The following is a 26,236-nucleotide window of genomic DNA, read 5'->3' on the forward strand; positions in this document are numbered from 1 at the left end:
TTTATATGGCAGAAAAGATACAAACACAGTATAATCATTACATTAAAACATTAGAGGTGATAAATTATTGAAACGTATCTGTATTCTACTACTCGCATTGCTTATCTTATTTAGCACAACTGCATTATTTTTATGGTTATATTTAAAATCAAAAACAACCTTCATCGTAAATAACCAAATTGAAACGATAAAGGTTACCTACAAAAAGCCCCAATACTTCATAGGCAAACAAGAGCCTTCTCAGTTAATCACAATCGATTATAATCCAACTAAGGGCGCCATACATGATTGGTATGTTCAAAACCAATCGAAGGTAGCGCAAAATCAACCACTTTTCGAATACTATAATCCCCAAATCGAACAGCGCATTACTTTAAAACAAAGACAACTCGCTCAATTAACTCAAAACAAAACATACGCATCTACGAACTATGATTTAGCTATAAAAAATCTAGAAACTGAAATTGCGCAACTACAACCTCAATTACGCACAACCATCTTCGCTCCTATCTCTGGTATAATTAACATAAATTACACATATTCTTCTTTAAATAAGTTACCATTGGTTCAAATATACGATGCAACACCTATCATAAGAGCAAAGGTTTCTGAAAACGACCGCCCCTTTTTGCATGTAAAAGATAAATTAAAAATAAAAGCCAAGAACGGGAGGACTTCTAGCGGAGAAATAAAGCAAATTTCTACACTGCCACTCAAGCAAAATCAAGCATCTCAAAATTCCAAATATTTAATTGAAATTACACCAAAACCTGCTTACTTCTTTGGAAGTCATGTTGAAATTGAAATACCTAATACTCAAATTGAAATACCTCGCACAGCAATAGATAACGATCAATTCGTTTACCTGCTAAGAAATAAAAAAATTATTAAAAGGGTTATTAAACTAGAAAAATCGGGTAATAAAAAAACTATGTTGATAACTGAAGGATTAAAGCCCGGCGATGTCATAGCTAGGAATGCTGATACTGTGCGATTTAAAAATTAAATGTGTACAGTATAAATGCCATAATCTTTAAAATGATATTTGTCTTTTATGTTTTTTATCAAATAGTGACAAATTGTAATAGAGAAGCATTAATTATGATTCAATCATTGGTATTTAAATAATTGAATTAATAATTTAAATCATTACTGTGATGTTTAAACGGTTTTTTGTTTACTTTCTATTTTTATTTAGTTATAATAAACTAAATAATGCTGGTTTTAATATATTTTACCCAAATTTATTAGAGCTGTAAATTATGATAAAAACTTTGTATTCAACTTTGAATTAAGACAAATTATTATACAAAAAGATTTTTAATATGTATATTTGATTGGGCATATAAATTAGGGAGGAATTAAGCATGGCTATCACCAAAATTAACGATTGTTTTGAATTATTAGCGATGGTAACATACGCTGATAAATTAAAGAGTATTATCAAAAAAGAATTTTCAATAAGTTTCGAGGAGTTTGCTGTATTAACATATATTAGCGAACACGAAAGTGAAGAATATTACTTAAAAGATATCATCAATCACCTAAACTATAAACAGCCACAAGTTGTTAAAGCAGTTAAAAATTTATCTCAAGAAGATTACTTTGATAAAAAACGTAATGAGCACGATGAAAGGACCGTATTAATATTAGTTGATTCTAAGCAACGCAAAAAGATCAACGAATTATTATCACGTGTCGACAAACGTATCCAAGCAGCAAATGATGAAAAAGAAGTATAAACAGCTTTTTCTTTCACATAATACATCTATAAATAATTCAAAGTCTGGGTCATGACTAAATGATTCAGACTTTTTTATGCGGCGCTTTGCCAAAGCGGTCTGAGACAAATTTTTTCGCTTAGACATTCTTAGGTTACTTAATCTCTTTTTTAATATAAGAAGCATAAAGTCGCGAAATTAATAAGATATAGTTGCCCAAGTTTTCATGATTTCTATACCCGAATGATATTTTTTTATAATAAGCTGCATTTTTTATTGGTAGTTATTTATTCTGATGTGGTAACACTATGAGTTGAGGCTGTGCCCGTGAAAAGTGTGCATAAAAAACTGTCGACAAAATCAGAGACTTTGTCGACAGTCTAAATAGCTCAGCTAGTTCATTACTCTTGATACACGCTCGGTTTTATAAAGTTCAAAAAAGCTTCTAAAAAATGTTTCGGTTCTTCTATATGGGGAGCGTGGCCTGATTGATTAAATTCAACCAAGGTTAATTTTTTAAACACTTGTTTATACTTATTCAACATTTCTTCAGTAACAAAAGGATCGTCTTTACCATTAACGATTAAAGTAGGTATGTCTGTTTCTTCAATTATAGTATCCTTGTTAAATACTGGAAATTGCATTAAAGCTCGTGTAGCAACGGCGCTATCTTCAGCTGATTGCCTATTATAAATAAGCTGTGATTGAAACCACTTTTTAGCCTTTTCTTTGTCTTTGTATATATAAGGCAGTAATAATAATAAAGATTCAGCTTTATCAAAACCTTCTATTTCGTCTTCATGTTCAATCATTAATTTATTTAATTCAAATACACTATCTACTAAATTACAGGCAACTAATGTTAATGACTCTACCATCGATGCATATTCATCAGAAAAATGCTTAGCAATGAGACCGCCCATGTCATGCCCTATTAAGTGTGCCTTTTTAACATTTAATTTATGCATCAATATATATAAGTCTTCTACATGATCTTTCAAACGAAATGCATTGGGCTTGGATGACTTGCCATGTCCCCTAACGTCATAAATGATGACGTCAAAGTCGTTTTTTTATTCGTCTTTCAAGTTACATAGAGAAGCAAGATTGCCATCTAAACCATGAATTAAAATGATAGGAAAGCCTTGACCCTCACGGATATATGCCAATTCAATGTCACAATTAATTCTTACTTTTTCCATTTTGGGCCACCTCCTTTATATGATTTATATACCCTTGTTTAATAATGCTTACGCTCAATTTTAAATATTTAGCCATAGTACCTTCTTTTTCTTCATTCTATAAACTTAATATTAAATTAAACACGTTAAAAAACCTATAGTTCTCGCATGACATACTTATTTTCTAAAAGTGTTTCTTGCGCCTGCCCTGTCTTGGTCAAGATGAAATCACAATATAAACAACAGCAGATAGATTAGAACTATTTCCTAAGCTAATATATATGTTCGAAATAAAACAATTTTAAATAAAAAAATGCATCTCCATTCAAAAAATGAAGATACATTTTTATTTATTAGTATAAATATTGCTATTTTCTAGAAGATATTCTAATCGTGTAATAGATAATCACGATTAATAATAAAACCCAAATTACGATTGAAGCAATTTGTGTAACGATAGGGTTACTAATCATTGCATCTATCGTTTTTTGACAAAATAACAAACCTATGCCAGTAAATTCTAACCTTCTAAAGTAAATACCTGAAATGCTAAAAATGATACCAACAAAAAAGACAAATTGATGTGCGTATATTGTGACAGCTACAATACCTAAATCAAAGCCAAAAGCATGCGCAAAGACTAGTATTAACGCTACTGCAGCAACACTAAGGCCAATAACCCTCTCGAATTTATTACTATAGAGATAATTTTTCCAATCAATTCTCAAATAAATAAAAATTGATATTGGCAAGATAATTAAACAGTAAAAAATGGATAAACCAGTCGCAGCCTGAAATGGCACATATTGTTTGTCATACAAATAGGATAGCAAAATAAAATTGATAATAAAAAATACGATAGGATTTAATTGTAATGTAAATAAATTACGTTGAATCGTTAAAATAATTTCAGCTGGTGACTTTCTTCTGTATTCTATATAATCCAAATCTTGTGCTTCCGATTTTTTCAATTCTTTTTTTAGTTTCCCCTTAATATCATCTATAAGATTTGGGGAAAGACCTTTATGAGTGAAATAATCATTGATATTTTCTACTAATACTTTGTCGTTAACTCTCATGATAGGCTCCTTTTTTATATTAAATAAATACTCTATATATTAATATATGTAAATGACTAACATATATAATTAAACTTTCTCTCATTGTAACAATAAAATAACCGACAAGTATATAGCATTACACTTGTCGGTTTATTATTCATTTTAAATATTACAAGTGAAAGTTATTTACCAATATCAATACGATAAAGCTTGATATTTTTATCACTTGGTGATGAAGAGCTAAATTGGTAAGATACTTCGTTATCTTGAACGTAACCAAAGTTACCTGTCACATTATTATAATGCTCACGCGTAATAGCCGTGTCACTTACATGTTTTTTCACTTCTTTGTATGCAGGACCATTTGTATCATTATAGCTCATAGAAATACGAGTGATTTTACCATCGTTTTTCTTACCATCCGCAGTTACAACAAGTACACCATTATCTTTTTTGAATTCATAATAGTGTTCTGAACCGTCAGGTTTATATGAGTAAATTGGTTTTTTATTATCTTTTAATACAGTTTGAATAGAATTTCCTAATTTTGCACCTTCTAACGATTGATCGCCATGTTGTAATTCAGTAACGTTTTGGATTGAGTTCCCAGATGCCGCTTCAACAGTTCCTGCATTAATACCAGAAAATGTTAATCCTGCAACTAAAACTACTGCACATAACCTTTTCATAAGCACTCTCTCCTTCTATATTTAACTGACTTTTATTGTGCTTGTTTTTATTGTACTATAAATATTACTAAAATAACAGTCATGTTACAAAAAGATTACAAAACAAGTTATCTTGTAATCTTTTTGTGGTACTAAGCTACTGATGGAACTTGCTGTTTTATAAATTCAGCAACATGATTCATAAATTTATCTTTTTCTTCTACAAATGGATATAACCCCGATGCTTCAAAAACTTCAAATCGCGTGTCACCGATATAATCAGCAACTTCTTTCGCTTCGAATACCGTCGTCCGTTCACCATGTTGCCCTACTACAATTAATGTCGGTGCTTTTAGTTCTTTTAAATAATTCATAACATTGTTATCAATAAATGATTCTTTTACTGCTTCAATTTCAGATTTTGTAGACATACTGTTGGTATATTCCACTTGTTTCAAGAATTTTTTAGCTTTCCTTTTAGAATAATATAGTTGTTTATCAAGGAATTTCTGTTGTGCTTCACCATCCCAATTTCTAATCTTATCTGCATATTTTCTATATAAACGCTCTTCAGGCGTGATGTCATTTAATAGTGTAGGATTAACCATTGTTAATGAAGTTACAACGTCAGGATATTGTGCAGTAAATAACGCAGCAATCGAACCACCCAACTCATGTGCTATAATCGAACACTCACTAATATATAAGTAATCTAATAGCTCTTTTATATCTTTAGCATATGTCTGAAAATTAATTTTAGTAGGTTTATCCGAGTAACCATGACCCCTTAAATCAATGAGTACGACTTGATAAGCATGATTAAATTTAGCTTCTAAACCTTGAAATACTGAAAAATTATCAAAAGCAGTGTGAATCATTACGATCGCTTTGCCTTCCCCACTCGTCTTATAGTTTAAAGCTATACCATCACTTGTTGTAAATAAGTTCATATTTTATCTTCCTTTCTTACTAATTGATAATATGGAGAGTAATTCTTCTGTAGTTTTAATTGTAAAATCTACTTCCTCTGGTAATGGCGTAAGATCATTTTCATTATCTTCTTTAAACCAAACACTAATCATGCCCATTGCTCTAGCAGGTGCCACATCATTAAGTGGGTCGTCACCAACATACATTGTCTCTTCAGGTTTGGTGCCGAGTTGAGTTAACATATCTTCGAAAATTTTAGGATGCGGTTTACGGTATCCTACTGTCTCTGAAGTAGATAAATAATTTACATTATCCTCAATCCCTAATGCGTGTAAACGAAACTGTTTAATTTTTGACTTACCATTTGCGATTACACCAGTTAAATATCCATATTGTGTTAATTTTTCTAAAGTATATTGCGTATCATAATAAGGGAATACATACCTATAAAAATGCATTTCAAAATCACTGAATAAATCTTTCCAAGTTAGTCGATCTATATGGAAATCTTTAATTATTGCTTTATACAATTCAGGTTTATCATGGTCTTCGTCATCATCCAATTCTATAAATTTCCGTTTAAAATCTTCTAGTTGGATACGTACAAAATAATCATGAAATCTTTCATATTGCTCTTCAATAAATTTTTCTCTAGATTTATTTCTGTCTAATAATGTACCTTCTAAATCAAAAACGATCGCTTTCACATGCGTTAAATCCATAGCTATAACCTCTTTAATCTTATGTTTACCTTACGCCAAATCATAATTAATAAATATCATTATATAGTATAAATCGTTTCTCGACGATAGTCATTTTTAGTTTATTCAATTGCACGTGGTTGCGTAATCATAATATAAAACAATACTGGGATGCCAAGCATTGCTAATATGATACTGGCCGGGATTTCGAACGGGCTTAACAACACACTACCCAGCCAATCAGACAATACCATAACTGTACCACCAATCAACATATTTAACACCATCTGTTGTCCAATATTAAATTGTTGATTTTGACGACGTACAAGTTGCGGGATGACCATTCCAATAAAACCAATAATACCAACGTACGCTACTATAACAGCAGTAATAATAGATGCAATAAACAACACACCATACGTTAGTAATTGTACATTTAATCCGAGCGATTGCCCTTTTAATTGGCCTAATTGCAATATTTTAATTTTTGAAAGTAGGCTAAACAAAATGATAATACCAATAAAAAGTATGATGCCTATATATATTACTTCATTGTACTCTGCTGAAGAAAAGCCACCAAACATATAATTTACTATATTATTCATTTTCTCTTGATTAAAGATGATTAACACATATAAAAAAGCATTAAATAAGGCGCCTATCATAATGCCAGATAATATTAAAGTTCTTATAGGGTAACCTCTAGACATAGCAGTAGTGAGCGCGATAACAATGATTAATGTAATAATACTGAATAATACTGAAAACACTGGCAACCAAATAAATGATAATCCTAAGACGACAGCCACACCTGACCCGAAAGTGGCACCACTTGCTAACCCTAGAGTGAAACTATCAGCTAATGGGTTATTTAATAATGTTTGGAACATATGGCCTGCTAGTGTTAAACCAATACCAGCTAATAATGCTTGTACTGTTCTAGGGATTCTAACTTGAAATAATATAGACTGTGTCAATGCTTCGTGGATATCACCAATATTCCACAACAAACTTAGTAACATACTAGTGATGAGAATTAAAAAACAAATGATTAATGCTTTACTGTATTTCATGTATTTTCCACGCTTTCACTAAAATCTCTTAACCTTTAATAATTATAACAAAATGCGTACCAATCATAACTAGCATGGTATACATTTTTACATATAAAGTAAATAACCTATGTCAACTAACAATAAAACTAAATATAATATCTATAATCATGTTTTATAGTTTCTTTTGATAAAGTCATTTCGGTTAAAAAACACCCCTAAAATGAAGTATTTAAACATCATTTTCAGGGGTATATATCGTATTTTTAATTATTTTTTAGTTGCCGATTGCTTACATTTTATTTGCCATATATAGCTTCTTTTAAAGCTTCCAAACCATTGTCTATACGCGGGCCGGGCCTTGAAATTTCATCTCCATTGACAGATTTCATCTTGTTGTTTTGTACGGCATTAATTTGGTTAAATCCGCCACGTTTATCGATTATCTGTTGGTATTCAGAAGTTGAAACACCCATCGTCGATATCATTATATCAGGATTTTGTTTAATAATGTCTTCTTTACTAACCTTTTGCCACCCATCTAAATTAGAAAAACTATTTTCTGTCTTTAATTGAGTTAACATATCATCAAAGAACGTATTTTTTCCTGCAGTATATATTTCTGGTGCAGAGGAAATTTCCATAAATACTTTTTGTCCTTTAGCATCTTCTGGTACTGATTTTTTCACTTGATCGATATTATCTTTCGTTTCTTTTACAAGTGCATTAGCTTCTTTTTCTTTATTTGTCACTTTACCAATTTGTTTAAAAGTAGCATACATTTCATCAATAGATTGTGCATCTTTCACATAAATTACTTTTACGCCACTATCTTTTAAGCTTTTCAATACTTTATCGTTAGTGGCCTTTTGAGATTCATGGGCCAATATTAAATCTGGTTTAGCTTTCATCAGTGATTCTTTGTTAAGTTTCATCGCATCAAATTGTTGTTTATCTTTAACTGTCTTGGGATAATCGTCAACAGTTGAAACGCCTATGATATCATCACCTAAACCAAGTTCATACAATATTTCTGTATTGCTAGGCATAAGAGAAATAATGCGTTTATATGATGATTGGTTATCAGATTCTGTATCATTTTTAGGTTGCTCTGACTTAGTGCCACAAGCAGTTAATACAACAACAAAAATGAGTAAAAGATACACTAATTTATTCCATGTTTTCATGACTTTAACTCCTATCCTTTATTTGCTTTTATCTTATCAAAAATTCATCTACTTAACGACATCATTTTTATGAAATTTATATTTTAAAATACTTATCTAAAAATGTATATTTCTTTTCATTTTTACTACTAAAGTAATTTTTTCCGAAGTTATCTAATAAAGCATGAAATTCATTGGCATCCTTATTTGTAAAAAATGTAGGCAGTTGGATATGTTGCTTTAACTTTTCATAACTCTCTGTATGCTTGTAGCCTAACTTAGCATAAATCCTTCTAGTATAGCTATCTGGTATAAATGCCACTTCTTCGAAAACATACACTAACAAGACATCAGCAGTTTCACTCCCAATCCCTTTTATTTTTAATAAAGCGTTACGTAATTGGGATTCGTAATATAATTGTATTTCTTGGAAATCAAACTCAAATCTTTTTAACCAATTGAGCACAGTTAATATAGTCATAGCTTTATTTTTATAGAAACCGCTAGATTTTATTATTGTTTGTAGCTGTTCTAACTCCAAAGTTAATATACATTCTGGGTCAAAGGCTGTCTCTTTCTTTAAATTTTGAAGTGCATACGCCGCATTTCTCCAGTTTGTATTTTGCACTAAAATGGCCCCTAATATCACTTCCATTTTAGATTCGGCAGGCCACCAATTTTGCGCACCCATATTTGAATATAACGTGCGATACAACGACTGCGTGTCTAACATATATAACCCCCCTATCCATTAGTTTTAAAATATTATATGTGCAAAACAATAAAAAAAAGTAAGCAAGGTTTAGTCTTAGAAATGATGATATCCCATCAAACTGTTAGACAAACCTCATACTTACTTTTCGAAATCCGATTATAATTATAAACAGATTTATTTACATTGATTCTGGGGCAGTGACACCAACAAGGTTCAATGCATTGTGTAGTGTAATTCTCACTGCATCAATTAATGCAATCAATGCTTTTGTTTTTTCTACATCATCTGTTAACACTTTTTCATCGTTATAAAATTTATGGAAATGTGCTGCTAAATCCTGAATATAGTTTGTAATTCTATGTGGCGCTCTATGTGTTGCTGCACTTTCTATAGAAGTTTCAAAGTCCGCTAATTTTTTCAATAGTTCTATTGCTTTGTCATTTGTAATAAGTGCATAATCTGCACTAGTTGAAGGTTCAATACCTCTTTCTTTAGCTTGCTTTAAAATAGAACAGATACGCGCATGCGCATACTGTGCATAATATACTGGGTTATCTTGTGATTCTTGTTTTGCTAACTCCATATCAAAATCAAAATGCGTATCTGGACTGCGCATTGTTAAGAAGTAACGCGCTGCATCTACGCCTACTTCATCCATGATTTCACGTAAAGTAATGGCATTGCCTGTACGTTTACTCATTTTTACTTCTTGGCCATCTTGCATTAAGCGCACCATTTGCATAATTTGAATTTCAAGACGTTCGCTATCTACGCCAAATGTTTCCATTGACGCCTTCAAACGTTGTATATAGCCATGATGATCTGCACCAAATAAGTTAATTAAGATATCATTGCCACGTTCAATTTTATCATAATGGTAAGCAATGTCTGGTAAAAAATATGTGTAGTTACCATCTTTTTTAATCAATACACGATCTTTATCATCAGAAAAATCTGTTGTACGTAGCCATGTTGCACCATCTTCTTTATACGTATAACCAAGTTCCGTCATTTTATCTAACACTTTTTGAATTTCACCTGACTCGTAAAGCGTCGTTTCGCTAAACCAGCTGTCATAATGCGTATTGAAATCGGCTAAGTCTTTTCTTAATTTTTCCATTTCATAATCAACGCCTAATTGTCTAAACGTTTTTATACGTTCTTCTTCTTCTAAGTCTTTTAATTCTGGTTGTTTTTCTGCTAAATCTTTACCAATATTGATAATATCTTTACCATAGTAGCCACCTTCCGGCATCTCGAAAGAATCGTCGCCAAGCGCTTCAAAGTAACGTGCTTCAATAGAACGTGCTAAGTTTGTAATTTGGTTACCAGCATCATTTATATAATATTCTCTTGTTACATTGTATCCTGCTGCTTCTAAAATATTAGCTAATGTATCACCAACGGCTGCGTTACGTGCATGGCCTATATGTAAATCACCTGTAGGATTAGCAGATACATATTCTAATAAAATACTTTCCCCATTTTTTATCTCTTTTTGACCGAAATGGTCTCCTTGATTGATTGCTTCAGTAATAATAGCTGTTAAATAAGCATTATCTAAATAAAAATTAATAAAACCTGGCCCCGCAATATCTACCTTTTCAACTTGCGCAGCCGTCGTATTTAAATGGTCTACAATCGCTTGAGCAATTTCACGTGGATTGCGTTTCGCAATTTTTGTTAAAACCATTGCAATATTTGTAGAATAATCACCATTTTTATTATCTTTTGGTATTTCAATTTTTATTTCAGGAATTTCATTCACTTCAGCAAGTTGCGCTTTTTGAATACTTTTTTGAATTTCTTCAACCAACGTTTGCTTGACTTGTTCAACTATGTTCATTTACGGCATCTCCTTGTAAGTAATTTCATATTGATAAGATCCCATCTTCTCTTCATCTTGAATTAAATCATAATGCACTTTCAGTTTACCACCGTTATCATTTACAAAATGTAAAATAGAATGCGTATGAACCGTGAGTGGGATACGGCCACCACTAATTTCATACAAAGTCATTGTATCTTCACCTTCTACAAAGTGAAGATTTAATTTAATGTCGCCATTTCGGTTAATTTTTACGCCTGAGTTTTCAATTTTAACCGTTACATTAACTGTAGCGCCATCTATCTCTTCCTGATAACGTATAAAATCAGCTTTACGTTTTTGCCAAGACCCTTTAGTAGATAATGAGAATTTTTCTTTGTTATCGAATTGTTTAACAACTTGTTTCGTTTGGATTTCAACATTGTTTTCCAATGTACGTTTCACCCTAATCTTTAAAATAATACACATCATTATAGCATACTTGAAATAAGCAATACAGTTGCTAAAATCATTTTAAATATATAATTTTTATTTCTAAAACTTAATCCGTCAAACGGCCTTATGACTTAAACAATTTCATCGTAATAAAAGAGCAGACACACAAAATCAAAATTCCAATCTGACTTCGCATCTCTGCTCTTATTAAAGTGAGCTATCCTCAAAAAGTAAACGATAAAGATACTTTGACATCCGTACTCACCATGTCTAATACATCTGTTCAAAAATCATTTGAATCTTATTTAGACTTTAATGCTTCACGTAGTGCATCATCTGAGTTATTCCACATATCTAAATCATGTGATTTGAGAAACGCTTTTAATATTTGTTTATTGTTATCGCCAATATGGTCAATGTCAATTAAATGTTTCATAGATTTATCCATCATATTAACATGCTCTGGCATACTCTTATACCCTCTACGGATACTTCTATTAACTAATAAATAACATGCTGTAAGGCCTGCATAGTATGGTCCGTTTTCTCCACGTTCAGTAGTTACCCAACATAACCAATATGGTTTAGCTTCCTCGCCTTCAACTTTTTCTTTATCTTTGATCCATTTAACGCCTTTTTCTACGCTTGAACGTGCATGCATACCAGCAATATCGATAAATGCTTCTTCATTTTCAACATCAATAAAAACAGGCGCAACATTATCCAAGCTAATAGACCCAATATTGGTACCTTTATGTCCATCTAACGGGTCATTTTTTATAATATTAAATTTAAATCCTTTATTCTCAGCCATCCGTGTACACCTCCTATATTAAAATCAGCAGATACACCATATCTTAAAAGCTGCCCAGCTATACTGACTATACTAAAATTTTGCCACATTCATCAATGAGTGAAAAGTAATCAATTTATAATCCTATCTCAATACGTTAAAAATATCATCCTAAAATTAATTCAATTCATCTAATATGCTATTAATTGCATTTCTGACCTGATCATCTTCAATATCAGATATAAATTCTTTTGGATAATATAATTTATAATCTTGCCTATTAATCCCCGTTATACTATGAATAACCAACGACTGGCTACTGATTTCTCTTATTTTGCCATTACGTCTTAATAAATGAATTGGTTGTCTATCTGATCCTGGACGATCATAATCATATGGCAAGTCCGAAAATGATTCGCTTACAAAATAATAAGTCGGGTCTATACCAGCTTGTATAAACAAATCAGTTAATTCCGTAATTGTAATAATAGAACCATCGAACGGCATATATTTAAATAAGTCACGATTAATAAATCTACGTGATAAATCACTTAATATTTCATCATCTTCATTAATCCATGCTTTTAAATAATATACAACTACCGCTTCATCTAAATCTACATATTGTTCAATAGTCACAGATTCCTCAAAGAATGGAACAAAATCAGTAGGGTATTTCTTAAACGTGTACCCTTCATTATATAGTTGTTTAGCGCGTTTCAAACAATTATTGAGTAATACTTCTCCACCACGACTAACTGGATGGAAGTAGACTTGCCAATACATTTGATAACGACTCATAATGAAGTTTTCTACTGCATGCATACCACTTTCTTTAATAAGCACTTCATCTTTTGAAGGTCGCATTAATCTCAATATACGTTCCATATCAAATTGACCATACGTAACACCTGTGAAGTACGCATCACGTTGCAGATAATCCATTCTATCAGCATCTATTTGTGACGAAATCATAGAAATAACCAATTTATTTTCGTGCGTCTTGTTGATGACATCAGCTACTTGCTGAGGGAAATCTTCAGAAACACGTCTTAATACACTATTCACTTCCGTTGGTCCAGTAATAATTTTCTGTGTAAAACGTTCATGGTCTGTGTTAAAAATTTTTTCAAAACTATGTGAAAAAGGTCCGTGCCCCAAATCATGTAATAGCGCAGCACATAATGCAAGTGGTCGGTCATTGTTATCCCAAGCTTCGCGACCGTTAAATGAATCATCAATTAATCTACGAACAATTTCATATACACCTAAAGAATGTCCAAATCTACTATGTTCAGCGGTATGAAATGATAAATACAACGTACCCAATTGCTTTATACGTCTTAAACGTTGAAATTCTTTCGTTTTAATTAAATCCCAAATTACTTGATCTCTTACATGTATATATCTATGAATGGGGTCTTTGAATACTTTTTCTTCAGGTAATTTTTGTGTAGCATATGTTGTCAATGTCAATGTCGTCCTCCTGTTCATACCATATTGATGGACAATTATCTTAAAGTTTTACGCATCAGTGCCAAATCCATTTCTTCCCCATACATAACGTGCACATAGGAGCGCACTCTTTCAAATCCTTTTTGCTCATAAAATGACACTGCTTCGTCGTTCTTATTATCTACTTCTAAGAACACTTCGTTGTATTCACCTTTGAAATACGCTAAGCCTTCTTTTAATAAATCAGAGCCATAGCCATGATGCTGCCACGAAGGCCTTACATAATGTGCTGATAAAAATAATTCAGTACCATATATAAAATTGGCAAAACCAATAATACACTGATCTTCTTCGATAACTAAAAATAATTGTTCTTCTAATCTTTTAAGTAAATGTTGTTCATTATATGAAGCAGCTAGCAACTCATTTACCGTTTTAGCTGCATAAATATTTAAGTACGTATTATACCAAGCTTTTGTTGCTACATCTCGGATGCCTACAACATCATCTGGCGTTGCTTTTCTAACTTTATGCATGTTGATTTCCCCCTATTTATGATAGGTAATAATATCTATATTATAACATAATTTTAGTATTCAAAATACTTTATCTATTCAAATGAAAATAGCTTGGACAATATATAACAATTGACCAAACTATCTGTAAAATTATTCATTTCTGCTTAATGTTTCTTGCCATTCTTGAGCACGGTCCAAAGCATACGAATCTTTTTTAATATCTCCAGGTTTCTCTGCAGTGCCAATAATATAACCAGATAACGTACCACCTAAAAATTCTAAACTATATTTCATTTGGGTGATACATGGTTTAGCTTTAACTTTAGGAAAATCACCGCCAACGATAATAAGTCTAAAATCTTTCTCAGACATTTTCGTTTTGAAGTCTCTGTAATCAGGGTCCATCAATGTTTCAGACCAATGATCAATGAAAGCTTTTAACGACGCTGACAAACTATACCAGTATACAGGCGAAGCAAATATAACTGTATCACTGGCTAATACTTTATCTATGATTTTTTTATAATCATCTTCGTATACGGTGATGACGCTTCCATCATGTCTTACATCTCTAACTGGGTTTAAGCGATATTGCGTTAAATCAAACCATTCGTAATCGTGGCCCTTTAAGGCCATTTTAGTCAATTGAGCAGTGTTCCCCTCTGGGCGACTACCCCCGAATAAAACTGTAATCATAACAATCTCCTTTTAATACTTTTCATATATTCTATTAAAACCTTAAAATTAAAATATTTTAATAATTTTACATATTTTTTCATAAATATAATTTCTCTTAGTAAAATTAAATTATAGCATTAAATGATTTGTAAGAAAATTCTAAATTCTGTATATTACAAAATTAATTCAAAAATCTATAAAATATAGATGTGCATAACATAAAGCACATCTACATTTCATTATTTTCTAGGAAATAATTGGTTTATTTTTTCTATTTCTTCTTTAGTTAGTTTAACGTCTAACGTAGTTAAGTTATCTACGACTTGGTGGGGTTGCTTAGCCCCGGGAATCACTACATCCAATGATGGTTGCGTCAAATAGAACGCAAGTACCACGTGTGCTACATCAACTCTATGATTGTCTGCAATATCTCTCAGCTCATCTATTTTCTCTAAATTTTCCTTGAACCTATCACCTTGAAATTCAGGATTTTCAGCACGCAGATCATCAAATTTTGTATTTTCAGTATACTTCCCAGCTAAAAGACCAGATACTAAAGGGAAATAAGGAATAAATGTAATTTGGTTTTCTTTTGTGTAGTCAAATACGGCTTCATTTTCGCGATTCAGCAAATTGTATTCCATTTGTACAACATCTACGTGCCCGTCTTTATTTGCTTCTTTAATTTGTTCTAAACTAAAATTCGAAACACCAATCGCTTTGATTTTCCCTTCATCTTTTAATGATTTCAACGCTGCAACCGCTTGATCTTTAGGTGTCGTTTCATCTGGAAAATGAATATAATACAAATCAATATAATCTACCTTTAGTCGTTTTAAACTTTGCTCTACTTGGTTTCGCAGAAAGTCAGGATCATTCGACATTTTAACATTGCCTTCTTCATCAAAGTAATGTGCACCTTTTGTGGCAATTGCAAATTCATCTCTTGCAAATTCCTTAACTGCTTCTCCAACAAGTTCTTCTGAACGTTCTGGTCCATAAATATAGGCCGTATCTAAAAGTGTAATACCGTTTCTAACAGCTGTACGTACTGTTTCTTTACCCTTTTCTTCGTCTAAATTATTATATAAATTATGTCCGCCTACCGCATTTGTACCTAAAGCAATCGGTGACACCATAACATTTGATTTGCCTAACTGTACTTTTTTTGTCAAATCTGTTCAGCTCCTTTTGTACTATAAATAAAACTTAATTGATTTATCATTCATTTAAAAATAGGCTTGTTCGTGATAACCATCAAACTCAAATATTTAAATGAGGTTTAATCATTTCTAAATTTCATAATATTCATTTACCCTATTTAGCCCACTTTAATAATATTCTTTTGCATAAAATTCAACTCATTTTATAATTCTAAATAAGCAAACGATATATACATCAATATTTCATGTCACGTGCGCCGTACTTTGAGTATAAAAAATCGAAATTCGCTATATGCATATATTTCTAGCACTCAATTTCAAACCAATATAACGTAACGAAAGATGACATAAAATAGATACATACCTTACGCTCATCTAAAATGTAGCAATTTCTATATTAAAATTGTAATGAATTGCTTAAAAAGCGACCAGAAACTCATTTCAAATAGATAACTAGCCTTTTTCACTGTCTATGTATAACCTACACAATGGCAGGAAAGATGCTATATTTCATACAATAAATCCTTTCTCTCACCAAACTTTTAGTGATCGGAAAAACTTTTAGATTACACCGATTACTTGATCTAAAACCATTCCACACTTATCGCTATAAAACCTTTTTATAATTGCATCCCCAGCCATTTACTAGCTTAATCATCATGACAGTCACGATAATATTTATCTCTATCACCTTTCACATCAATATAAAATATTAAAAAAAATAAATCTATATTAAACTTTTAATAAATAAATATAATTTAGCAAATGTACTAATTTAGTAATTTGATTTAATTGACTTTTATCTCTTTTTAAATTAATATTCATTTTTGTTAGCGGTTACATAATTTGATGAAAAGGAGCAAGAAAATGGAAAGTGATGATATCAAGCACTTGGTTGATTCAGGTCAACTGTCTGTAGGAATCGAACTAGGCTCTACGCGTATTAAGACAATTGCTATAGCACCTAATTGTGAAACAATTGCAACAGGTGCTTTCGAATGGGAGAACAAGTACGAAAATGGTTATTGGACTTACTCAATTAATGATGTGTGGGTAGGTATCCAAAAAAGTTATGCTGAAATGTCAGAAGCCATCCAAAATCATTGTCATACTCAAATCAAGTCAATAGCATCTTTAGGAATTAGCGGTATGATGCATGGTTATTTAACATTCGATGAAAATGATGACTTGTTGGTGCCCTTTAGAACTTGGCGAAACAATAATGCTAACAAAGCTGCTCAAATCTTACGCGAAGATTTTAAAGTTAATATCCCTGAGCGCTGGAGTATAGCACAACTTTACCAATCAGCGATAGATGGAGAAGCACATGTCAAAAAAGTAAACTATATGACTACCCTATCTGGATATGTTCATTGGTATTTAACTGGTGAAAAAGTGTTAGGCATTGGAGATGCCTCCGGTATGTTCCCTATCGACAGTGAGCATAAGTGTTTCCGTCAAGATTTGTTAGAACGTTTTAATTCATTATTTCAAAAATCAGGTTACTCACAAGATATTAACGAAATATTACCTAATGTCGTTGTATCTGGTGAAATCGCCGGTTATTTAACTGAGACAGGTGCAAAACTGTTAGATCTAAATGGTGAATTGGAACCAGGGTGTCCCTTGTGTGCACCAGAATCAGATGCTGCTACAGGTATGGTAGCAACGAATAGCGTAGCACCAAAAACAGGAAACGTGTCAGCTGGAACTAGTATTTTTTCAATGATTGTACTAGAAAAGCCAATCGTTCATGTTTATCCTGAAGTCGATATTGTAACGACCCCTAATGGCTACGACGTTGCAATGATACATGCAAATAACTGTACTTCCGATATCAATGCTTGGATAAATTTATTTGAAGAAGTATTTCAACTCATGAACGTAAAATACGATAAAAATGAACTCTTTACCAAATTATTTGAAAGCGCTTTTAACGGAGATGAAACATTAGGTAAATTGTTATCTTATGGTTATGTTTCAGGTGAATTTATAACTGATGTAAAACAAGGTTATCCGATGTTTTTACGTCACGTTGATAGCGAATTTAATATAGCGAACTTTATGAAAACACATATTTTCAGTGCTTTTAGCACTTTAAAGATTGGTATTGATTTATTGAAAGAAAAAGAAAATATTCAAATCGATAGCATGCTGGGCCATGGGGGTATTTTTAAAACAGAAAAAATAGCACAGTCATTTTTAGCTGCAGCGCTGGAAACGCCTGTTAGTGTTATGACAACAGCAAGTGAAGGCGGCGCATGGGGTATCGCTATTTTATCTCGTTATTTACTAGAAACTCAGTATTCAAATTTGGCCAATTACTTAAACGTTAAAGCTTTTGACAATACTGAGCAAATCACATTAAACCCTAAGGAAGAAGATATCGAAAGTTTTAGGCATTATATTCAAAACTTTAAGTCGTTATTACCTCTCCAGCGACAAGTAAATGATTATATTTAAGCAATATCAGCAGTTTAGAAACAATATTTTTATAGAGTAGGAGAGATTATTGTGAACTCACTAAGTACAAATAGCTCTAAACAATTTTTAGGACTGCCTTTAACTTTAATTTGGGGCTATATCGCAGTTGCTGTTTTTATGACTGGCGATGGTATTGAACAAGCCTTTTTATCAAAATATATCGTTAGTATTGGATTTGAAGCACACCAAGCATCCGCTGTACTCACACTATATGGTCTGGTAGTTGCAATTGCATCCTGGCTTTCTGGTATTTTGGCAGAAATATTTAGTCCAAGGAAAGTAATGGCATTCGCATTTATTATTTGGATCATTTTTCATGTTGGTTTTTTAACTTTAGGGTTAGAACAACAAAGTTATCCAATGATGCTCATCATGTATGGTATCAGAGGCTTTGCTTATCCTATGTTTATTTATAGTTTCGTTGTGTGGATTACTTATTCTGCTCCGAAACATCGTTTAGCTTCAGCTATGGGGTGGTTCTGGGCAATGTACTCCGTTGGCATCGGATTTTTAGGAACATATTTGCCAAGTTTTACCATCCCATGGATTGGTTTTATGGGGACATTATGGTCATCAATTATATTCATTTTAATTGGTGGTTTAATGGCAATGTTTTTAGTTAAAGATAGAAAAGGCTCTGAGAAAGAATCAGATAAGTTAACTCCAAAAGAAATATTAATTGAATTTGCTAGAGGTGTAACGATTTTAAGAAATCCTCAAGTAGCCATTGCTTGTGTAGTTAGAATAATTAACCAATTGGCCCTGTTTGGACTCGTTGTCATTATGCCAATCGTGTTTACTGATACCGTCGGGTTTACTACTTCAGAATGGTTGAGAATTTGGGGATTGATGTATATTGTAACTATATTCACCAACCTATTTGGGGTGTTATAGGAGATAAAATTGGTTGGGTACGACAAGTCCGCTGGTTTGGTTGTATAGGCATGGTGCTTTCTACATTGGCCTTTTACTACTTACCTATTTGGACCGGACCTAACATTTGGGTTGCTGGCGCTGTTGCAGTTATATTTGGGTTTGCTGTTGCTGCATTTGTACCCATGTCAGCAATTTTCCCTATACTAGAACCTAACCATAAAGGGGCTGCAGTTTCTATTCATAACTTATCAGCTGGTTTAAGTAACTTCGTAGGGCCTGCAATTGCAACCATAACTGTCCCAATAGGTGGTCCTGTATTAACCATTTGGACTTATGCAATCATTTATTTTATAGGGTTTATTTTAACTTTCTTTATGAAAGTGAACCAACCAAATCATTAAAAAGGAAAGGTGTTTTAACATGGCAAATATTTTAGAACAATTTAAATTAGACGAGAAAGTAGCAATCGTAACAGGAGGCGCTATGGGATTAGGTAAAGCCATGGCTACTGCATTAGCACAAGCTGGTTCTAATATTGTAATTGCCGATATTAACAAAGAAATAGCGGACGAAACAGCCAAAGAAATTAGTGATAACGAAAATGTAGAAGCAATCGCTATAAAAGTTGACGTGACAAACCCAGAAGATGTCAATCAAATGGTCGAAGCAGTAGTTAAACAATTTAAAAAAATAGATATTTTAGTTAACAACGCTGGAATGACAATTAATGCAAAAGCTGAAGAGATGTCATTCGAGGATTGGAATAAAGTCATCAATCTAAACCTAAACGGTATATTTTTAGTTGCACAATCAGTCGGTCGTGTAATGATTAAACAGAGCTACGGTTCCATCATTAACACATCTTCTATGTCAGGACTTATTGCTAACAAACCACAAGAACAATGTTCATATAATGCTTCTAAAGCCGGGGTAATCATGTTAACGAAAAGTTTGGCAATGGAATGGTCAAAATATAATATAAAAGTGAATACAATCGCACCAGGTTATATGAAAACGGAACTTACTAAACCTTTCTTTGACCAAGGTGGAGAAATGATTAAAGACTGGATGGGATTCACACCTATGGGCAGACCAGGCACACCAAATGAACTCGGTGGTATTGTTGTATATCTAGCTTCTGATGCTTCTTCATTTGCCCAAGGTAGTGTGTTTACAATTGATGGTGGCTATACAGCACTTTAAACTTTAATAATAAATAATGTTATATTTTCAAATAAAATAGAATTAAAAAACACTTTCGTACCAATCTCATATTACATGATGAAATTAACGGAAGTGTTTTTAATATTCATTCGTACAAACAATCATCAAAACGCAACACATAGATTAACCCTCTCTTGTATCTTCGATTTTTGGTGTTTATCATTTACTTTTCTTCTTAGCTAATTTTTCTTTTAATTTGCGGTCTTGTTCTTCTTTTCGTCGTTTACGTTCTTCGTTACGTTTTCTTAAGCGTTCTTCTTCTTCTGGATCTCTTGGTTTTTGTAATTGTTTTTCAACTTTTTCCAAAAGTTCCTCTTCAGTTAAGGCTGCGAGTGGCCGATTATTAACAAATGCAAAAGTTTTACGTCGACCAGGCCCACAATAGGATTGACAACCGATTTCTATTTCAGCATCAGAATCTAATTTTGTAAGTTTTTTCTCTAAAGATTTACAATTAACACCCTGGCAATCGTCACAAATCAAAAATTTATTTTGCAAAACCACCCTCACCTTTCTAAAATTTTATTATAAATTCAAAACCGCTTCATTTTATATAAAGTATGTATATAAACCATATAAAAACTAATTTATCCTCATTCATGTCTTACATTTATAACTCTAATTATTTTACTCTATTTATAAAAAAATTCAAGTTCCACATCATAAAATAATGTAAATAACTTTTTTGTCAAATAACTAAAAAACAGCGTAGAAACCTTTTGTTTCTACGCTGCATTTACATTAAAAATCCAGTTACTACATCATTGAAACCAGCTACGTCCACCATAAATCTGGGGCAGGATGTTCAATGTTGATTGATTTTAAATTATTAACAGCTTTGACAAATCCCTCTTCAATAGACATAATTGGATCTTCATGTTCTATACTAATTACATAGTCATACCCATTGATTCTTAATGCACTAACCATTTCTCCCCAAACATTAGGACTATGCCCATAACCAACAGTTCGGAATGTCCAAGCTCGAGTGTTAACGTTACTATAGGGTTGCATATCAGTTAATCCATACATATTTACATTTTCTTGATCAATGTATGTATCTTTTGCATGAAAATGGTGTATTGCATTCTCTTTACCTAATATTTTAATCGCAGCTATTGGGTCAATACCTTGCCACCAAAGATGACTTGGATCAAGATTTGCGCCTATAAAATCATTTGTCACTTTTCTTAATTTTAATAATGTATAAGGCGTATGAACTAAAAATCCTGCATGTAATTCGATCGCAATCTTAACTCCCTGTTCCTTCGCAAATTCGCCAAGTTTTTTCCAGTAAGGTATAAGTTTTTCTTCCCATTGCCACTCCAAAATATTGGAATAAACAGTTGGCCATGGGGTTACTGGCCAATTAGGGAATTTTGCTGTTTCATCTGAACCAGCTACACCTGAAAAAGTATTAACTACTGGAACATTTAATAAAGCTGCTAGTTTAATGGTTTTAATTAACGTTTCATCTGATTTTGCAGCAGTTTCATTATTAGGTGATATAGGGTTATTATGACAACTAAAAGCACTTATACTTAACCCTCTTTTATGAATCGCATCGATATATGCCTTACGTTTTCTTTCATCTTCTAATAAATCATCTAAAGGGCAAAATTGGTTACCAGGGTTACCGCCTGTCCCAATTTCAATCATATCTACACCGGCATCCACAACATAATCCAACATCTCTTCAAATGTTTTATCTTGAAATAATACAGAAAATACTCCGATTTTCATAAAAAATCACTCCTTAAACGTTTGATAATCTTATACTACGGCCTTCAACACTACTTTTATATATCGCATCGATTATTAAACTGGTACGCTGTGCTTCTTCAGGTTTCACTACTAAATCTGCTTCGCCCAAACAACTTTTCACAAAATTTGTCGCTTGTCTTTTTGCCGCTAATGTTTCATCGTGGTCCACTACCGCTTTTTCTGTAAAGCATGTCCCATATTTATGCTGATATAATTCAAAAGGATATAAACTGATACCACCATCAACACCTGAAATACTTAAATGTTTTGAATCATCTTTGATATTGGCTGCCCAAGAACACTCAAATTGCATTGATGCATTATCTTTAAATATAATAAAGCATGAGACATGATCATCAACATCAAATGTTTCATGATTAAATGTTCCCCAGTCATTGATTTGATTGGGCGTTTTACTCAATCTATTGTAAGTTTTAGCTAAAATTTCCACCGGTTCATTATCTTCTAATAGCCATAAAGAAAGATCAAGTAAGTGGCACCCATAATCAATTAAGCTGCCTCCACCTTGCAACAATTTATTAGTAAAGACACCCCAACCAGGGACTTTTCTCCTACGCAATGCTTGTGTACGAATAACTAAAGGATCTCCTACTGCACCATTTAAAATAGCTTTTTTGGCAGTCATAGCAGCGTCTGTAAATCTATAATGGTAACCTATTGCTAATAATTTCCCAGAATGATTTGCAGCTTCCACCATCCTTTCGCATTCTAATTTATTCAAAGCCATCGGTTTTTCACAAAAGACGTGAACACCAGAATTTAATGCTGCTATACTAATTTCAGCGTGAAATTTATTGGGCGTGCATACTGCGATAGCATCAACTAATTCAAACATCTGTTGATAATCTTCCATTACAAATTCAATATTGTTATTTTCTGCAACATTTTTAGCCAAATCATAATTAATATCATGCACTGCCACTATGTCAGTAATTTCATTTAATTCTTGAAATGCTGGTATATGTCTATTTCTAGCAATACCTCCACAGCCCACAATTCCAATTTTTAATTTATTCAAATTGTCACCCCCAAATCATTTTTCTGATATATCCTCCAGTGGTTTAACATTGCCATAATCATGTGTTGGTGCATGGTTACGCTTCGCCCACTGAACACCATTTTTTATAACTCGTTGAATCTCTTTATTGTAATAAGTTGGATAACTTTCATGCCCTGGCCTAAAATAAAATATTTTTCCTTTCCCTCTTTTAAAGGTCACACCGCTTCTAAATACTTCTCCCCCTTCAAACCAACTTATAAAAATTGTTTCATCAGGCGTAGGAATATCAAAATGTTCTCCATACATTTCTTCTTTATCTAATTCAATATAACTATTCAGCCCTTCAGTGATTGGATGTGTAGGGTCTACTACCCATAACCTTTCTTTTTCATCTGCTTCTCTCCATTTAAGATTACACGTTGTTCCCATCAATGATTTGAAAATCTTAGAAAAATGTCCAGAATGTAAAACAATCAACCCCATACCTTCCAATACGTGTGATTTTATTTTTTCACAGATTTCGTCTTGGACTTCATCATGCGCTTTATGCCCCCACCAAATTAAAACATCTGTTTTATTTAAATTTTCGTCCGATAGGCCGTGATGTGCTTCGTCTAATGTTGCAGTTTCAACATGATGTTCTTCTAAAAATGATGCAATCGCCTTATGAATGCCTTCAGGGTAAACTTTTCTCACTTCTTCATTTTCTATTTCATGTCTATATTCATTCCAAATTAGGATATTCATAACATTGCCCCTTTAATTATTGCTTAAATATATTGCTTCTCCTGTTTTAGCTGATTGATAAATTGCTTCCAGAATTTGAGTAACGACAAACGCTTCCCTAGGTTTTACTACCGGGTCTGTATCGTAAAGGATACTGTTTATCCAAGAACGGGCCTCTTCTTCAGCTTCATCTACAGACTCGCTTTCAAAAAAATCCACACCTGGGTTATCATATTCAATTTTCGAGGTAAATAAAGTGCTTAAATCTTCTCCATGAATTCTCAATCCGTCTTTCATATCAGCGCCACCTTCCGTTCCTGATAGTGAACATTTGGCTTCATCCACTTCTAGGCTGTTAAGCGCCCAACTGGATTCTAAAATGATTGTTGCGCCATTTTTCATTTTTATAAATCCAAATGCAGAATCTTCAACTGTAAATGTTTCTGTATCCCAAGACCCCCAAGCATTTGCGGCATTTTCTTTTTTTCCTAATTTATGGAATGTAGAACCCATCACAGATTCTGGTTCATAGTTATCCATCATCCATAATGTTAAATCTAAGGCGTGTGTGCCTATATCAATAAGCGGGCCTCCGCCTTGCTTTTCTTCGTCTAAAAATACACCCCAAGTTGGCACGGCACGTCTTCGAATTGCATGTGCTTTACTAAAATAAACTTCTCCTAAATCCCCTCGTTGACAAATTTTATGCAAATGCTGACTATCAGCTCTAAATCTATTTTGGTAACCTATTGTTAATTTTTTATTATTATCTTCTGCCGCTTTTATCATTTCTGCCGCTTCTTCAGAAGTTTTTGCCATCGGTTTCTCGCACATAACATGTTTGCCTGCGTTTAATGACGCCACAGTTATGTCTTTATGTGTATTATTAGGTGTACAAATATGTACTACGTCAATTTTGGGATCTTTCAACAATTCATGAAAATCTTCATAAACTTTTGAATTTTCCATTCCGTATTTACTAGCTGATGCTTTCGCTTTTTGAATATCTATATCACAGAAAGCTTTTATCGATACTTCCGGTATTTTTTCTAAACTGGGAAAATGTTTACCATTTGCAATGCCTCCACAACCTATTACGCCAATATTTAAATTCATAGAACCAGCTCCATTCTTTTATTTAAAAAACAAAATTATTATTTTTATTAACAAAATATAAAAACAACTATTAAATTTGACTTATTAATAATTTATATATTAACATTAAGCTATATTTTCAATATTCGGAAATTTTTCCAATGGACAGGTGGCATCGAAAATATGGTACTTGATGATTTAATTAATAAACACTTTAGTCATTTGACTGAAAATGACTTACATATTATTAGTATTATTCATAAAAATATAGATAAAATAACAACTATGAAAATCTATGACTTAAGTTTATTGACGCATACCTCCATATCGACAATTCATAGATTAGTCAAGAAACTCGGTTTCGAAGGTTACAGTAATTTTAAATTTTATATAAAAATGCAATCTAACCATGAACCTACTAAATTAGTAAATACAGACCCAATTATTGAAGACGTACAGCGAACCCTAGAACATCTCGAAATGTTTGATTATAATTTGCTCATTAAGTTAATTGAATCAGCCCCAATTATTTATATTTTTGGGACAGGAATGGCTCAACAAAATGTAGCTAGAGAAGCTCAGAGACATATGTTATCTATTTCAAAAAAAGTTATTGTTTTAAATGATGAAAATGAGTTCAAATTAGCTATAAATCAAATGGATGATGAAGATTTACTATTTATTATTTCTTTATCAGGCGAAACGAAAAAACTAAAAGAACCGATTCAGTTGATAAAATCGCGTGAACTTAAATTTGTTTCCTTAACTACGCTTCATGACAATTACATTGCTCAAAATGCAAACTTTAATATCTATGTTAATAGTTCACCTATACAATTTTTTAATCACATTGATTATTATAGTTTCATCCCTTATTACGTCGTATTTGATTTTATAGCTAGGGCCTACCACAATTACATGATTTCCAAATGATATGTTGGCGATGAATTATTTTCCAAATTCAATTTATAATTCATCGCT

25 protein-coding genes and 2 pseudogenes are annotated in these 26,236 nt (G+C 32.4%); 6 read left to right on the forward strand and 21 right to left on the reverse strand.

What is annotated here, in order from left to right; translation table 11 throughout:
• Positions 1–67 precede the first annotated feature (67 nt).
• Together BJG89_RS11970 and sarA are read left to right on the forward strand one after the other, a co-directional pair.
• Positions 68–1,006, forward strand: a complete 939-nt coding sequence (locus tag BJG89_RS11970; protein ID WP_096810815.1) for an efflux RND transporter periplasmic adaptor subunit — start codon at positions 68–70, stop codon at positions 1,004–1,006.
• Between the two features lie 361 nt (positions 1,007–1,367).
• Positions 1,368–1,742: a global transcriptional regulator SarA gene (gene sarA / locus BJG89_RS11975; RefSeq protein ID WP_096810816.1), complete on the forward strand. Its 375-nt coding sequence runs from the start codon at positions 1,368–1,370 to the stop codon at positions 1,740–1,742.
• A 380-nt stretch (positions 1,743–2,122) separates the two neighbouring features.
• Here the strand turns inward: sarA and BJG89_RS11980 are convergent.
• The 16 genes and pseudogenes from BJG89_RS11980 to BJG89_RS12050 form a co-directional block, all read right to left on the reverse strand.
• Positions 2,123–2,782, reverse strand: a pseudogene (locus BJG89_RS11980) (alpha/beta fold hydrolase); the annotation flags it as partial.
• 12 nt (positions 2,783–2,794) lie between these two features.
• Positions 2,795–2,923, reverse strand: coding sequence for a hypothetical protein (locus tag BJG89_RS14955; protein WP_257790617.1), 129 nt, complete (start codon positions 2,921–2,923; stop codon positions 2,795–2,797).
• Positions 2,924–3,270: 347 nt separating this feature from the next.
• Positions 3,271–3,981 (reverse strand): hypothetical protein, encoded by a 711-nt coding sequence (locus BJG89_RS11985; protein ID WP_096810817.1) that lies wholly within the window; start codon positions 3,979–3,981, stop codon positions 3,271–3,273.
• A 164-nt stretch (positions 3,982–4,145) separates the two neighbouring features.
• Positions 4,146–4,652: an SA0570 family protein gene (locus BJG89_RS11990; RefSeq protein WP_096810818.1), complete on the reverse strand. Its 507-nt coding sequence runs from the start codon at positions 4,650–4,652 to the stop codon at positions 4,146–4,148.
• Between the two features lie 131 nt (positions 4,653–4,783).
• Positions 4,784–5,581, reverse strand: coding sequence for an alpha/beta fold hydrolase (locus tag BJG89_RS11995; protein ID WP_096810819.1), 798 nt, complete (start codon positions 5,579–5,581; stop codon positions 4,784–4,786).
• Between the two features lie 3 nt (positions 5,582–5,584).
• Positions 5,585–6,283 (reverse strand): HAD family hydrolase, encoded by a 699-nt coding sequence (locus BJG89_RS12000; RefSeq protein ID WP_096810820.1) that lies wholly within the window; start codon positions 6,281–6,283, stop codon positions 5,585–5,587.
• A 101-nt stretch (positions 6,284–6,384) separates the two neighbouring features.
• Positions 6,385–7,335, reverse strand: coding sequence for a FecCD family ABC transporter permease (locus BJG89_RS12005; RefSeq protein ID WP_096810821.1), 951 nt, complete (start codon positions 7,333–7,335; stop codon positions 6,385–6,387).
• Between the two features lie 278 nt (positions 7,336–7,613).
• Positions 7,614–8,501, reverse strand: coding sequence for an ABC transporter substrate-binding protein (locus BJG89_RS12010; RefSeq protein ID WP_096810822.1), 888 nt, complete (start codon positions 8,499–8,501; stop codon positions 7,614–7,616).
• Positions 8,502–8,577: 76 nt separating this feature from the next.
• Entirely contained in the window at positions 8,578–9,213 is a 636-nt protein-coding gene (locus tag BJG89_RS12015) for an endonuclease III domain-containing protein (RefSeq protein WP_096810823.1), read from the reverse strand.
• A 160-nt stretch (positions 9,214–9,373) separates the two neighbouring features.
• Positions 9,374–11,041, reverse strand: coding sequence for an arginine--tRNA ligase (gene argS, locus BJG89_RS12020; protein WP_096810824.1), 1,668 nt, complete (start codon positions 11,039–11,041; stop codon positions 9,374–9,376).
• Positions 11,042–11,455, reverse strand: a complete 414-nt coding sequence (locus BJG89_RS12025; protein WP_096810825.1) for a YwiB family protein — start codon at positions 11,453–11,455, stop codon at positions 11,042–11,044.
• A 304-nt stretch (positions 11,456–11,759) separates the two neighbouring features.
• Positions 11,760–12,272, reverse strand: coding sequence for a YwhD family protein (locus BJG89_RS12030; RefSeq protein WP_096810826.1), 513 nt, complete (start codon positions 12,270–12,272; stop codon positions 11,760–11,762).
• A 156-nt stretch (positions 12,273–12,428) separates the two neighbouring features.
• Positions 12,429–13,745 carry an HD domain-containing protein gene (locus BJG89_RS12035; protein WP_186330057.1) on the reverse strand — a complete coding sequence of 439 codons (1,317 nt, stop codon included), beginning with the start codon at positions 13,743–13,745 and terminating at the stop codon, positions 12,429–12,431.
• A 17-nt stretch (positions 13,746–13,762) separates the two neighbouring features.
• Positions 13,763–14,242: a GNAT family N-acetyltransferase gene (locus BJG89_RS12040; protein ID WP_096810828.1), complete on the reverse strand. Its 480-nt coding sequence runs from the start codon at positions 14,240–14,242 to the stop codon at positions 13,763–13,765.
• 132 nt (positions 14,243–14,374) lie between these two features.
• Positions 14,375–14,920 (reverse strand): flavodoxin family protein, encoded by a 546-nt coding sequence (locus BJG89_RS12045; protein WP_096810829.1) that lies wholly within the window; start codon positions 14,918–14,920, stop codon positions 14,375–14,377.
• Between the two features lie 221 nt (positions 14,921–15,141).
• Positions 15,142–16,077, reverse strand: a complete 936-nt coding sequence (locus BJG89_RS12050; RefSeq protein WP_096810830.1) for an aldo/keto reductase — start codon at positions 16,075–16,077, stop codon at positions 15,142–15,144.
• Positions 16,078–16,932: 855 nt separating this feature from the next.
• Here BJG89_RS12050 and BJG89_RS12055 point away from each other — a divergent pair.
• The 3 genes and pseudogenes from BJG89_RS12055 (at position 16,933) to BJG89_RS12065 (ending at position 20,628) form a co-directional block, all read left to right on the forward strand.
• The gene (locus BJG89_RS12055; RefSeq protein ID WP_096810831.1) at positions 16,933–18,528 is read left to right on the forward strand and encodes a xylulokinase; all 1,596 of its coding nucleotides are present in this window, start codon (positions 16,933–16,935) and stop codon (positions 18,526–18,528) included.
• Between the two features lie 51 nt (positions 18,529–18,579).
• Positions 18,580–19,826: pseudogene (locus BJG89_RS12060) on the forward strand (MFS transporter).
• A gap of 19 nt (positions 19,827–19,845) precedes the next feature.
• Positions 19,846–20,628 carry a glucose 1-dehydrogenase gene (locus tag BJG89_RS12065; protein ID WP_096810832.1) on the forward strand — a complete coding sequence of 261 codons (783 nt, stop codon included), beginning with the start codon at positions 19,846–19,848 and terminating at the stop codon, positions 20,626–20,628.
• A gap of 180 nt (positions 20,629–20,808) precedes the next feature.
• On the opposite strand, the gene BJG89_RS12070 is transcribed toward BJG89_RS12065, so the two are convergent.
• From BJG89_RS12070 to BJG89_RS12090, 5 genes are all read right to left on the reverse strand, one after another.
• Complete coding sequence (locus tag BJG89_RS12070; RefSeq protein ID WP_096810833.1) at positions 20,809–21,147, reverse strand: YuzB family protein; 339 nt, start codon at positions 21,145–21,147, stop codon at positions 20,809–20,811.
• 276 nt (positions 21,148–21,423) lie between these two features.
• On the reverse strand, positions 21,424–22,392 hold the full coding sequence (locus BJG89_RS12075) for a sugar phosphate isomerase/epimerase family protein (RefSeq protein WP_096810834.1): 969 nt from the start codon (positions 22,390–22,392) through the stop codon (positions 21,424–21,426).
• Between the two features lie 13 nt (positions 22,393–22,405).
• The gene (locus BJG89_RS12080; RefSeq protein ID WP_096810835.1) at positions 22,406–23,452 is read right to left on the reverse strand and encodes a Gfo/Idh/MocA family protein; all 1,047 of its coding nucleotides are present in this window, start codon (positions 23,450–23,452) and stop codon (positions 22,406–22,408) included.
• A 15-nt stretch (positions 23,453–23,467) separates the two neighbouring features.
• Entirely contained in the window at positions 23,468–24,181 is a 714-nt protein-coding gene (locus BJG89_RS12085) for a ThuA domain-containing protein (RefSeq protein ID WP_096810836.1), read from the reverse strand.
• A 12-nt stretch (positions 24,182–24,193) separates the two neighbouring features.
• Positions 24,194–25,276, reverse strand: coding sequence for a Gfo/Idh/MocA family protein (locus tag BJG89_RS12090; protein WP_096810837.1), 1,083 nt, complete (start codon positions 25,274–25,276; stop codon positions 24,194–24,196).
• Between the two features lie 162 nt (positions 25,277–25,438).
• Here BJG89_RS12090 and BJG89_RS12095 point away from each other — a divergent pair, with 162 nt between their 5' ends.
• Positions 25,439–26,188, forward strand: coding sequence for a MurR/RpiR family transcriptional regulator (locus tag BJG89_RS12095; RefSeq protein ID WP_096810838.1), 750 nt, complete (start codon positions 25,439–25,441; stop codon positions 26,186–26,188).
• Positions 26,189–26,236: the final 48 nt, after the last annotated feature.

The organism is Staphylococcus nepalensis (genome assembly GCF_002442935.1).
Lineage (GTDB): Bacteria > Bacillota > Bacilli > Staphylococcales > Staphylococcaceae > Staphylococcus > Staphylococcus nepalensis.